Consider the following 12553-nt stretch of genomic DNA (forward strand, 5'->3'; position numbering starts at 1 on the left):
CTACCCTTGATTGTACAACAAATTGTAATACATTCCTTCTTCCATTCCAGCCAAAACATCGTGAGAACCCTTCTCCACAATTTCACCTCCCTCCAATACATAAATACAATCCACCTCTCTGATGGTAGAAAGACGGTGGGCAATGATGATAGTCGTGCGGTTTTTCATCAGTTCGTTTAGGGCTGACTGTACCAAATTTTCGGATTCGGAATCCAAAGAACTTGTGGCTTCATCCAAAATCAAAATAGAAGGGTTCTTCAAAATAGCTCTAGCAATGGCGATTCTTTGTCGCTGACCACCAGAGAGTTTCACCCCTCTTTCTCCCACCAATGTATCAAAAGTTTCGGGGAAAGTTTCGATAAATTCGAGCGCATTGGCTTTTTTTGCAGCCTCATAAATCGCTTCTTCATTTGCAGCAGGATTACCATACGCAATGTTGTCCCGAATCGTTCCTCCAAACAACATCACCTCTTGTGGTACCATACCAATATTTTCTCTATAACTGCTTATGTCGTAATCTTCTACATTTTTTCCATCTACCAAAATTCGTCCACTATCTACTGCATAAAAACGAAGCAACAACTGAATAATGGTGGATTTTCCTGCGCCACTGTGTCCCACTAAAGCAATCTTTGAACCCTGTGGAATGTGTAGCGAAATGTTCTTGAGAACTCGGATGTCTTTTCGGGTAGGGTAATGAAATTTCACATTTTCAAAATCAATATCACCATTGATTTTTTGTTTCGGTGAAGTCGTCAAACCTGTTTTAGGAGTGCGAACCTTAACCTCTGATTCTTCCTTCAAAAGATCCGAAATGCGTTCGGATGAACCAATAGACTTTTGGATATTGCCGTACAAATCACCCATACCGCCCATAGCACCACCAATGAAAAAAGTGTAAAGTACAAACCGCACCAGCTCACCAATTGTCATAGCACCTGCTTCAACCAATAAAGCTCCTTGCCAAAGTACAATGATAATTCCTCCAAAAACAGCTGAAATCAAAAAGGAGACAAACGCTCCTCGATACCTTGCGGCCTTCAATGCCAAATCCACCACTTTGTCCATAGACCTATTGTAGCGAATCTGCTCAAACCATTCATTTGTAAAGGCTTTGACCACACTGATTGCCTGCAAAGATTCTTCAACAATCACATTCGATTCTGCCAAAGCATCTTGTGTCTGACGAGAAAGCTTGCGAATATACCCCCCAAAAACCATTGCAGCGATGATAGCAATGGGAAAAGTAGACAACATCCACAAGGTCAGCTTGATAGATGTCATAGCGATGATACCAATACCAATGATAAGGGTAGCAATTTGCCGCAAAAATTCAGCAAGATAAATGGATAGCGTGTTTTGAAGTTGGGTCACATCTGCGGTCATTCTACTGGACAACTCCCCTACTCTTCGGTTTTCAAAAAAGGGGATATTTAGTGATATGAGCTTGGCATACAAGTCTCTGCGAATATCTGCCATCGCTTTTTCACTAACGATAGAAAACAAAACTATTCGTAAATAAGAGAAAATGCCCTGCAATATCAAAATAACCAAAAGTCCCAAAGCAATTTGATTGATACTCCAACTGACGGCACCCTCTTCTCCCAAAGAAGCATCCGCCAACAAACTGGCTATATAAGGAAATGCAAGCGATGTAGCAGTTGACAAAACCAAGAAAATCAAGCCAATGATAAATACTATTTTATAGGGAAGTGTGTAGCGAAAAATACCCAGTAAATGTTTGAAACCTTCTTTATTGAGGCTTTTTTTGGGTAAATCTTCGGTCACTTTGTTTCGTCCACGACTCATATAGAGGTAATTTGAAATAAAATGAAACAGCTAACTAGCTTTATAAAACTGCAAAAGTAATTCAAATTTGACTCTTAAACAGTTCAGCACTTACATTGTTTTTTAAAATATTACACCTTCAAAGACCTGCAAAAATCATTTATATGATTCAATAAACTGAAATACAACTCCCAACAAAGCCAAGAGACCTTCTCCTAATCAGTACACTCTAACAGAAATAGTTTAGCATAGCTGCAGCACTAATTGTAGAAATACCCCCAAATAGATTCCCTAAAAGAGGCGTAGCCTCAACGCCACAGACAATCAACTATTTAGTTGTGCCAAAGCTACGCTCTTAATAACTTCAATTCTATCTATTGTTCTAACAAGTAGGCTCTGAGCTACACCCTTTTGGCGTGTCAAAAAACTTTATTTATAAGGTAATCAGCCATAACTTTGATAGTTTATCAACAAAACTTTACGATTTGCTCACATAATCAACAAATCATTCTAATAACACGAAATATCCTGTTTTCAATTGTTCAAACTCTTGATGTACAAACCGATGTTGAATAACATAAGTATAAGTTCCGATATCTATCGTTTCACCCACTAACAATCCATTCCAACTTTCTTTTGGATCAAAAGACTGAAAAACCCTTTCACCCCAACGGTTGAAGATTTGCAGCTGATAATCCAATATATCGCAAGCAGAAACAGGCTCAAAAACATCGTTAATTCCATCTCCATTGGGAGAAAATGCATTGGGTACAACAACAGTACATTGACATTGATAATCGTATTCGGCAATTGTGATCGTATCTTGTAGTATGCAAGTGCTATCAACGACTTCAATCCAATATGTGCCAGCTTCGTGAACGATTAATTCTGTGGAAGTAGAAGCATCACTCCAAAGATAACTTTCAAACCCTTCCTCAATCTGCAATAAAAAATTGTCGGCGTAACACAAAATGGTATCATTTCCTAAGTTGATATCTGGGCAATTCAAAGTGAAATCATCCAAAAAAACCCATGTTTCATCACCAGAAAATAGACCAATTGTTATATAATTAGTAATAAAATCAGGTTCAAATTGAATGGAATATTCCTGCCAAATCGTATCCAAAATGGGAGTTGTAAAAATCTTCTCTCCAAAGTCACCTTCGTCATTGGATAAGCCTATTCGCACACTGCTACTCTCATTAAAAATATCTTGACCCAATCTACTAAAAAAATTAATTTTATATTGTTTGCTTGGAAACAAAGGTTTGGTGAGCGACATCGACATCTCATCTGAAAAATTCCTACTATAAAGTGCAACAAAGTAACGTCCATCTACTGCATAGTCAAATCCACAGGAATCGGTTAATAAGTCAATTTCGCTCTGTCCTCCGAAAGCGAAAATATCTTGAACATGAAGATTAAATTGTCCATTGGGAAGATTTATACCACATTCCAAATCGTGCTTTTCAAAACTACCGTTCAAAAACTGTTGTCCAGAAAGTGAAGGACTGTAGATATACAATATGAACGAGATACTGAAGAAAAACTTTGCCATATTCCATTTTTGATTTTACATTGCAGCCTATCCACAAACAGATACTATAAGTTTACAACTGAAAATAGTACCTGTTTGTGCATCATTTCATTATTTTTTTTAAAAAAATTTTTCAAAAAAATGATTCAACAAACTGAAATCCAACTCCCTACTTTTCGTAGAGGTTTTCACCTCATTACCCATCACATTGTGAATCAATTGAATGATTTACCTGCAATGGGTTTGCTCCATGTTTTCATCAAACACACTTCGGCAGGTATTTGCATCAATGAAGGGGCAGACCCCGGTGTATTGACCGACTTTGAAACGGTGTTCAATCGCTTAGTACCCGAAAACGACCCTGCTTATGTACATACACTTGAAGGGCCTGATGATATGCCTGCTCACATCAAGGCGGTAATGTCGGGTAGCTCGGTGACAATTCCGATTACAAACCACCGTTTGAATTTGGGAACTTGGCAAGCGGTTTATTTGTGTGAGTTTAGGAACCGTGGAGGTGGGCGGAAGTTGGTATTGACGGTTTGGAGTTAAAACTGACAGAATACAAAAGTTTCAAAAACTTTTTGTATTCTGTGAAAAACATTAAGTAAAAATCACGCTCATCCTATGCAATTGTTCTTGATAAATTGCATAGTTTTCTTCGTCAAAACACACAAAAACCACCTTGCCCAATTTTGAAGAATCTGTATTTGACACTGTTTCTATTGCAATCTTGGCTGCCTTCTCCTTCGGAAATTTGTAAATCCCTGTACTAATGTTCGGAAAGGCAATAGATTCAAAACCATGTTCTTCGGCAAGTGCTATTGAGTTTAGATAGCAGTTCTTCAATTTGTTTTCTTCTTCCGATTTGCCCTCATTCCATTTAGGGTCGACTGTGTGAATCACTTTTTTTGCCTTCAATTTGCCTGCCGTAGTCATTACCGCTTCTCCCACTTTGCAACCTCCTTGTCGATTCCGAATCAACCTACATTCATCCAAAATTTCTTTTCCACCCGCTCTGTGAATCGCTCCATCTACACCACCACCACCTAACAGCGAAGTGTTTGCAGCATTGACAATGACATCTACTTCAAATTTGGTGATGTCTCCTTTGGTTAGTTCGATTTTCATTTTTATCTATTGAGTTTTCCAAAAAAGGTATCCTAAAAACATACAATTATTCTGATAGCCATAGCTTCTCTTTTGCAATTTTCTTGCAGTAATAGCACCCACTTGTCTTATTATCAATGTTGTACCAAACATGTTCCGCATTTGCCAACTCGCAGTTTTCTCCTTTATCACCTATTCCAATATTGATGAGAAACCAAGGCAGTCTTTGTCGCCACCACCACCTTAAATAGTAAGGATGTCTTTTTTTCATTTTTATTCCGATTTTAATTTCCCTCTCCCTACCAATCAATCGGCCGATAATCCTTCAAAAACTTCCCGCACCAATGTTTCCCCGTATTGATGCCATCAAACAGAGGATCCATCACCCTTGCAGCCCCGTCCACGATGTCCAAAGGAGGTTGAAAATCATGTACTTTTTGTTTGTATTTTGCCAACTCAGCAGGGTCTTCATCCGTTACCCAACCTGTATCAACAGCGTTCATAAAGATGCCGTATTTCGCCAAATCTGATGCTGCGGTGTGCGTCATCATATTGAGAGCAGCCTTTGCCATGTTGGTGTGCGGATGTCGGGCAGCCTTGTGAAAGCGGTAAAATTTGCCCTCCATTGCAGTGACATTGATGATGTGTTTCATACCCGTATTCTCTTTTTTCATCAAGTTTGAAAAGCGGTTGCACAGCACAAAAGGAGCAACCGAATTGACCAATTGCACCTCCAACATCTCATTGGTGCTGACCTCTCCCAGCTTCAAACGCCAACTGTTTGTTTTCCGCAAATCCACTTGTTGCAGGTCGGAATCCAATTCGCCTACAGGAAAAACTTCTTTCGTTGGCAGTGTATCATCAATGCTGTATGGGATTTGCGACAATTTTGCAGAAGCACTCAAACCAATACCGAGCTGCTTACCATGCCAAGTGACAGGTAAATTTTTGTTTTCTCCCTCCGCAAAACCCATACTCAATGTCCTCAATTCTTGCAAACAAGCATCATGATCCGTCAAAAGCATCTGTGCGTAGCGGGGTAGTTCTGTAATAGATTTTTCTTCATTGGGCATCAAGTGTTCGTAAAAACCAGAAGGTCGCCTAACCGTCTGAGCAGCATTGTTGATGAGTACATCTAAGCGGTCGTATTGCTGTTCGATAAAATTGCAGAAAATTTCTACACTTGGTATGTGCCGCAAATCCAAACCATGAATTTTCAGCCGATGTCCCCACATTTCAAAATCGGGTTCTTTGGAATAACGCAAAGCAGAATCTACTGGAAATCTTGTTGTTGCAATCACCGTAGCTCCTGCTTTCAACATCATAAGCGTAATGTGGTAGCCAATTTTGAGGCGAGAACCTGTCACCAAAGCCACTTGCCCTCTCATATCCGCCGTTTGGTAGCGTTTGGCATAGTTGAAATCGCCACAGTCTTTGCACATCGAATCGTAGAAATGATGTAGTTTGTTATATCCCACTTTGCAGACATAGCAATTTCGGGGAGTGCTGAGTTCAGGCGCATCTTCGGCTTCACTCCCTGTCAGCGCAATCATTTTTGGAGCAACAAAAATAGCCGCTTCTCTTGCACTTCTAATACCCGTTTCTTTGCGGGCATGTTTGTCTTTTTCGATTTGTTTCCGCTTTTCTGCCTTTTTTGCATCTTTCTTCCGCTTTTCAAATTCCTTTTTACTGGGTCTTGAAAGCCTACCTGCTGCTTTCATCAAGGACTCTCTCATCTCCTTGGGTAGTTCAAAAACCTGATGGCTATTCTTATTCAATGCCTGCAACACTGCAATACATTCTGCAATCTGTTCTGTGGTCAAATCTTTAGACTTGTCTTCTTCTTTGTCTGTGGTCATACTTCAATATGTGCTTTAGAAAGCACAAAAATAGAAAGATGTAGCATCAAAGCAAAACTGATAATTAATAGTTTTGAAAACTAATCACCAGTCACTAATTTACTAATCACTGTACATTGCTTACCGCACCACCATTTTTGTCACCACAAATTCACCAGCTACTTCCATCTGCAAAAAATAAATGCCGTCCGTCCATTCCGCTACCTCCAAAGTAAGTTCATTCAATCCACTTTGAACCAATCTATTTGCCTCATACACCGACTGTCCATGAATGTTCACGACTTTCCATTGAAGCAATCCATCCGTAGGCACTTGCAAAAGAATATTCACCAATTTTTCGGCAGGAACAGGATACAAACTTTCCAGTACCAAACCCCGTTCTCCTCTCTGCAAACCAATGGTTGCCAAAGTTTCAGACAAACCATTCAGATCCGTTTGACTCAATTGGTAATATACCAATCCATTTGGAGCCGTTCTATCCATATAGGCGTAGGTTTGAACCGTTTGATTATCCCCTAAACTATTTACAACAGCCACATTTTCAAAATATTTCCCATCCATCGAGCGAGCAATATTGAAGTGGGAATTGTTCGACTCGCTTGCCGTTACCCATTGCAGCAAATTCCCATCCGTTTTCACTTCCCCTTCAAATTGCAGCAATTCTACAGGATTTTTGGCACATTCAAAAGGATTACCACTCAGCAAAACTGCTCCACAATCGTCAGCAATCGTGAATTCATATTCATTCATACCCGACTCAGGAAATACGGCTGTAAACACTTCATTGAAGCCGAACGTTCCTTGAAAATCTCCCGACACACTGTAAGTCAAACTATTGTTGTAGGCAGGATAACCGCCCATCAATTGCACGCTCACATAATAATCGCCTGTATTCAAATCGCAAAATTCGTCAACCAAATAAGAAATTGGAGCAAGAAACACCACAGGCGTTCCCTCTGCCAAAACCGTACAAGCATCTTCAAAATTGGGCAATCCCGCCATACTTCCTTCTGGCCCTACAATTGGAGAGAGGTAATACACTGTATTCGGAATGATAGCTGGGTTGTCTTCCAAAGAAAAACTACCATTCGTATTTTGAGCCACGACTGAACCCAATACATCGTTCGGATTTGTGTGCAAAACATAGCCGCCTACATCGCCATTGGTCAAACCAAAACCGTTGTGTGTCACTGCAATGGCATCACCATCACAAATAACTTCCAAACTGCCAGAAACATCCCCTGGGTCAGAGGTATCTACCACAAACACTGTCACTTCCGCCGTATCTTGACAGTCTTGCCCCGATGTCACTGTAAGCGTATAAGTAGTTGTTTCGGTCGGAGAAGCCATTGGATTGGCAATGTTGGGGTTGCTCAATCCTGTGTTGGGTGTCCACAAATAACTTTCCCCTCCACTACCTTGCAGTTCTACCGAACCTTGCGAACAAGTGGTCATATCAGTTCCCGCATCTGCAATGGCCGTCACTGGATATACAGTGATTGTATCCGTGTCTTCACAACCCGTCGAGAAATCGGTGGCAATCAATACATAGGTAACAGGTTCTGTAACGGACAAAATGGTTGGATTCAAAAGGTTGGGATTGTCCAAACCTGTGAAAGGCGACCATATAAAAGTGTCAGCACCAAAAATGGTGGATTCCAATTGGAAACTTTCACCCGCACAAACAGTTGCTTCGCCTACTATATCTACCGTAATATCCGCCAATACGATGTCACATTCTGCCACATTAAACTGAAAATCACGAATATTTTGACTCAATAACACACCGTCTCTGTACTCCGAAACACAAATACCTACTACATACTGCCCTGTTGCATCTGGAAATGCCCGCAATTCGCCAGTCATAGGATCAATCGTTATTTGAGGTGTTCCTCCTAATTGATTGGTTTCGGAATAAGGTGCTCGCCAAACGATTGGGTCATAAGGCGGCGGCGGAACGAAGGCAGGCAAAGGATCATTTGGATTCGCCCCTTGAAAAGGTGTACACAGTGAATAGACCAATTCATCACCATCTTCGTCAGTAGCAGAGTGGTCAAACACCAAAGGGCTGTTGGCGCAAATCAAAATAGGGGGGAAATTATTGAATCTCGGGGAACTATTCGTACAAGGATCAGTTCCAGTCAAATCTGCTTCTGGTACTGCAATCACATAGGTATTCCCTTGATCTGAAGGAATGGAAAGGTTTACAATCGTTTCGTTTCTACAACAACGTTGATAAACAATATAGTATCCTCCTGCAAGTGGGGGTAAAGCAACCGTAGTTTGATATAACCCTCGTTCAACACAAACATCGGGAACGTTCTCCAAACAAAGTCCACCAGTATTGAGCGGAACATTGGTGATTTGAGGACTAAAAATATTCAAATCTTGTCGTTGATTGCCATTCGTATCAAAAACAACTACACGAGCTGGATCGTCAAAATCGGCACAATTGATACAGTTGCAGTCCCGAAAAATCTCCAAACTGATTTGATAGTTGTCATCGCCCAAACAAGTATAGGACAACTCTCCTCCAATAAGGTGGCGTGCTTCTACGACATTGAAAGCACTAAAGAGCATAAAAAACAGAAAGAAAATGTTTAAGTAATTGAATGGCTTCATATTAATGATTTTATTTAGTAGGGCTTAAAAATACAATTTTTTGATATAATTATGGCAAGCGAGGTTAAAATTGCTTAATTATTTGGAATAGATGTCGAAATAGGGTTATTTTTATTGCAGATAGATATTTTACCGACAAAAAAACCTTCTATGTTTGATTTGGACAAGTGGCAAGAGATTTTTAGCATCATCCGCAAACACAAATTACGAACAATCGCTACTGCATTTGGAGTATTTTGGGGGATTTTGATGCTCATTATCTTGTTGGGTGCAGGGCAAGGGCTGCAAAATGGGGTAATGAAAGACATGGTCTTGGATGCGACCAACAGTATTTGGTTTTTCACTGGGCAAACTTCCTTGCCTTACAATGGAATGCAACCTGGGCGAGAATTGCAATTCACCGAAGCTGATTTGCAGGCAGTCGAAGAACACATTGAAGGAGTAGAATTTATTGCTGCTGAAAACTGGCTGGGAGGAAATTTCAATGTGGTGAGGGGCTCAAAATCTTCCTCTTTTATGGTTTTGGGAGCGGGAAAAGATTACTTCAATATCAAGGTTCATCAACAGTATTTGAAGGGAAGAAAACTCAACTTCAATGACAACTTGTCGAAGCGAAAAGTGTGTGTAATTGGTGATAGAGTATCGGAAGTGCTTTTTGAAAAAGACGAAAATCCGATTGGTCAATACATCAACATCAAAGGGGTTTTACTGAAAGTCGTAGGATTGTTTCACGATGAAGGATGGGGAGGACGTTTTTCGGAGCGTATTTACACACCTTTCAGTATGTTTCAGCAAACCTTCAACCCCGACAAAAGTGTACGTTTATTTGCAGTCACTACCAAAGTGGGTGTATCAGGACGGGATTTGGAGCAACGTGTTTTGACCCTTTTGAGGCAAAGACACACCGTTTCTCCTGACGATAATCAGGCATTTTGGACTCACAACCAAGAAGACAGTTTTCAGCAGATAAATAACCTGTTTTTAGGCATCAAATCTTTTATATGGCTGGTCGGAATCGGCACTTTGATTGCGGGTATTGTGGGTATTAGCAACATTATGATCATCGTAGTAAAGGAACGAACCCGTGAGATTGGCGTTCGCAAAGCGATGGGTGCAACACCAAATTCGATAGTAGGTTTGATTTTACAAGAATCTATTTTGATTACCTCCATTGCAGGATATATGGGTGTTTTGGTCGGGGTTGGTTTATTGGAGGGCTTGAATTACCTTTTGGAGTTGGCGGGCGAAGGTGTCCCCTATTTCTCCAACCCTCAAGTAAATTTTCCTGTCGTCATTACAGCAGTTATTTTGTTGATTATTGCAGGTACTTTGGCGGGCTTTTTCCCTGCAATGAGAGCTGCAAGAATCAAACCTGTGGAGGCTTTGAGGGGATGATTTTTATGTTATTGAACGGAATATAAGCTTTGGAATAGAATACCTTTCAAAACACCAACACATCAGCACACCAACACTTCAAAACAAAAAAACAATGTTCGACTTCGATAAATGGCAAGAGATTTTTTACACAATCGGCAAGCACAAGCTGCGAACCGCTTTGACCGCTTTTGGTGTTTTTTGGGGTATCTTTATGCTGGTCATATTATTGGGTGCAGGAGCAGGACTTAAAAATGGGGTTTTGCAAGGTTTTGACTTCAATAAAAATGCCGTTTTTGTGTGGACACAGCGGACAGGAATACCCTACAAAGGGTATAAAGCAGGGCGGTCTTTGCAGTTGAAAAATGAAGATATTATGGCGGTCAAAGAAAACATAGCCAGTATTGAAGTGATTTCTCCTCGACTGCAAATGGGCGCACTCAATACAACTTATGCCGACAAAAGTGGAGCTTTTCAAATCAATGGTGACTATCCCAGTTTTTTGAAAGTCAAAGCTTTGCTTATAAATAATGGGCGATTCGTCAACGATAATGATATGGACGAAAATCGAAAAATTGCAGTGATTGGAGGACGGGTAAAGGAAATATTATTTGGAGATGAAAAAGAAGCAGTGGGAGAATATATTGAGATTGCAGGAGTACCTTTTAAAGTAGTCGGCACATTTACTACCAAAGGAAAGGGAGAGGATGCAATTGAAGATTTACAGTCCATATTTTTGCCGCTAACGAGTGTGCAGCAATCTTTTGGACGTGGGAATGAGATAGATTGGTTTGCCTTGATTCCAAAAGAAAATGTACCTTCTGTTAGAGTGGAAACGGAGGTAAAGTCCTTGCTGGCGCAACGACATAACGTATCTCCTGACGACAAACGGGCTTTTGGCTCGGCAAATTTGGCGCAGGAATATGGAGAAATCCAAACGCTTTTTGCAGGGATTCGGGTATTCAGTTGGCTAGTTGCCATTTTGACCATTATTGCAGGAGTAGTAGGTGTGGGCAACATCATGATGATTATTGTAAAGGAACGAACCCGTGAAATTGGCATTCGCAAGGCTATTGGCGCACACCCTTCTTCTATCATCGGCATGATTTTGCAGGAATCGCTGGTTTTGACAAGTATGGCGGGTTATATGGGCTTGGTATTGGGCGTTTTGGCAGTGGAAGGGCTGAACAGTTTGTTGAAGAATTTTGACCTTGAAAGTGATTTTTTTGCCAACCCCGAAATAGACTTCAATGCGGCATTTTGGGCGATTATGGTTTTGCTGGTTGCTGGAACTTTGGCGGGTTTGGTGCCAGGATTGAAGGCAGCAAGCGTGGATCCTGTGGTGGCTTTGAGGAGTGAGTAAGAGAAAAAATGAAGATGGTAGCTAATAATCAATGCTTTGTAGCACAAAAGGAAGATGCTTTAGGATGTAGGTGATTTTGTTTAATTTTGCAGCCTCCTAGGAATTTCAGTCTCATGTATTCCTTGCTAACCTAAAATCCATAAAACGTATGCCTACTGTATTTCCTTTAGAAATCATCTACCTTGCAGATCCCATGTGTTCATGGTGTTATGGTTTTTCGCCCGAAATCACCCAACTGAAAAACGACTATGCTGAAAAAGCAAAATTTACCCTCATCATGGGAGGACTCAGAGCTGGCGGAGGGGATGCTTGGGATGAACAGATGAAAAACTTTTTGAAAGACCATTGGAAACACGTTCACGAAGAAAGCGGTCAGGAGTTTGGGTATGAATTATTTGAAAAAGAACACTTTGACTATGATACCGAGCCTGCTTGCCGTGCGGTGAGGGTAGTGCGAGAAATGTCGCCCAAACAAGAATTCGACTTCTTCAAAGCCATTCAAAAAGGATTCTATTTGGAGAACAAAGACCCCAAATCGGTTGATTTCTACAAACCCATCTGCGAAAAACTCAACATTCCTTTCATCGTATTTCGCTCCAAATTCCTCTCACCAAAATACAAAGAATTACTCCAAATGGATTTTGATGTCTGCAAAAATTGGGGAATTAGAGGGTTTCCTACGGTGGTTTTAGGAATTGACGGAGGTTACAAAATCGTGGTGAATGGCTACACCAAATATGAAAATTTGAAGTCCAAAATCGAATATTTGATTGCAGCGGTGAGGAATTAAAGGATGAATAAAAACTTGCTATTAGGTGGCTCGTAATTTTAAATCGGGGATTTTAATTTTTGCCTATCTCTCAAAAAAAAACAGCCCAAGACTTCAAATAAAATCTTGGG

10 protein-coding genes are annotated in these 12553 nt (G+C 40.6%); 4 read left to right on the forward strand and 6 right to left on the reverse strand.

Going from position 1 to position 12553, the window contains the following annotated elements; genetic code table 11:
- Both R3E32_05375 and R3E32_05380 read right to left on the reverse strand, forming a co-directional pair.
- Window positions 1-1809: an ABC transporter transmembrane domain-containing protein gene (locus tag R3E32_05375; protein ID MEZ4884153.1), complete on the reverse strand. Its 1809-nt coding sequence runs from the start codon at window positions 1807-1809 to the stop codon at window positions 1-3.
- 484 nt (window positions 1810-2293) lie between these two features.
- On the reverse strand, window positions 2294-3346 hold the full coding sequence (locus R3E32_05380) for a gliding motility-associated C-terminal domain-containing protein (GenBank protein MEZ4884154.1): 1053 nt from the start codon (window positions 3344-3346) through the stop codon (window positions 2294-2296).
- Between the two features lie 120 nt (window positions 3347-3466).
- Here R3E32_05380 and R3E32_05385 point away from each other — a divergent pair, with 120 nt between their 5' ends.
- Complete coding sequence (locus R3E32_05385) at window positions 3467-3877, forward strand: secondary thiamine-phosphate synthase enzyme YjbQ (protein ID MEZ4884155.1); 411 nt, start codon at window positions 3467-3469, stop codon at window positions 3875-3877.
- Window positions 3878-3928: 51 nt separating this feature from the next.
- Here the strand turns inward: R3E32_05385 and R3E32_05390 are convergent, their stop codons facing one another.
- From R3E32_05390 to R3E32_05405, 4 genes are all read right to left on the reverse strand, one after another.
- Window positions 3929-4456, reverse strand: coding sequence for an O-acetyl-ADP-ribose deacetylase (locus tag R3E32_05390; GenBank protein MEZ4884156.1), 528 nt, complete (start codon window positions 4454-4456; stop codon window positions 3929-3931).
- 46 nt (window positions 4457-4502) lie between these two features.
- The gene (locus R3E32_05395; GenBank protein MEZ4884157.1) at window positions 4503-4706 is read right to left on the reverse strand and encodes a hypothetical protein; all 204 of its coding nucleotides are present in this window, start codon (window positions 4704-4706) and stop codon (window positions 4503-4505) included.
- 28 nt (window positions 4707-4734) lie between these two features.
- Entirely contained in the window at window positions 4735-6294 is a 1560-nt protein-coding gene (locus R3E32_05400) for an SDR family oxidoreductase (GenBank protein MEZ4884158.1), read from the reverse strand.
- Window positions 6295-6414: 120 nt separating this feature from the next.
- Window positions 6415-8916, reverse strand: a complete 2502-nt coding sequence (locus R3E32_05405) for a T9SS type A sorting domain-containing protein (protein ID MEZ4884159.1) — start codon at window positions 8914-8916, stop codon at window positions 6415-6417.
- Between the two features lie 150 nt (window positions 8917-9066).
- Between R3E32_05405 and R3E32_05410 the strand changes: the two genes are divergently transcribed.
- From R3E32_05410 to R3E32_05420, 3 genes are all read left to right on the forward strand, one after another.
- Complete coding sequence (locus R3E32_05410; protein MEZ4884160.1) at window positions 9067-10311, forward strand: ABC transporter permease; 1245 nt, start codon at window positions 9067-9069, stop codon at window positions 10309-10311.
- Window positions 10312-10405: 94 nt separating this feature from the next.
- Window positions 10406-11653: an ABC transporter permease gene (locus R3E32_05415; GenBank protein MEZ4884161.1), complete on the forward strand. Its 1248-nt coding sequence runs from the start codon at window positions 10406-10408 to the stop codon at window positions 11651-11653.
- A gap of 148 nt (window positions 11654-11801) precedes the next feature.
- On the forward strand, window positions 11802-12443 hold the full coding sequence (locus R3E32_05420) for a DsbA family protein (GenBank protein MEZ4884162.1): 642 nt from the start codon (window positions 11802-11804) through the stop codon (window positions 12441-12443).
- Window positions 12444-12553 lie beyond the last annotated feature (110 nt).

It is taken from the genome of Chitinophagales bacterium, assembly GCA_041392475.1.
Taxonomy (GTDB): Bacteria; Bacteroidota; Bacteroidia; order Chitinophagales; family UBA2359; genus JAUHXA01.

Bases quoted from the DNA above. Each gene is read 5' to 3' on its own strand.
- R3E32_05375 (MEZ4884153.1), bottom strand. From the start codon at position 1,809: ATGAGTCGTGGACGAAACAAAGTGACCGAAGATTTACCCAAAAAAAGC.
- R3E32_05380 (MEZ4884154.1), bottom strand. From the start codon at position 3,346: ATGGCAAAGTTTTTCTTCAGTATCTCGTTCATATTGTATATCTACAGT.
- R3E32_05385 (MEZ4884155.1), top strand. From the start codon at position 3,467: ATGATTCAACAAACTGAAATCCAACTCCCTACTTTTCGTAGAGGTTTT.
- R3E32_05390 (MEZ4884156.1), bottom strand. From the start codon at position 4,456: ATGAAAATCGAACTAACCAAAGGAGACATCACCAAATTTGAAGTAGAT.
- R3E32_05395 (MEZ4884157.1), bottom strand. From the start codon at position 4,706: ATGAAAAAAAGACATCCTTACTATTTAAGGTGGTGGTGGCGACAAAGA.
- R3E32_05400 (MEZ4884158.1), bottom strand. From the start codon at position 6,294: ATGACCACAGACAAAGAAGAAGACAAGTCTAAAGATTTGACCACAGAA.
- R3E32_05405 (MEZ4884159.1), bottom strand. From the start codon at position 8,916: ATGAAGCCATTCAATTACTTAAACATTTTCTTTCTGTTTTTTATGCTC.
- R3E32_05410 (MEZ4884160.1), top strand. From the start codon at position 9,067: ATGTTTGATTTGGACAAGTGGCAAGAGATTTTTAGCATCATCCGCAAA.
- R3E32_05415 (MEZ4884161.1), top strand. From the start codon at position 10,406: ATGTTCGACTTCGATAAATGGCAAGAGATTTTTTACACAATCGGCAAG.
- R3E32_05420 (MEZ4884162.1), top strand. From the start codon at position 11,802: ATGCCTACTGTATTTCCTTTAGAAATCATCTACCTTGCAGATCCCATG.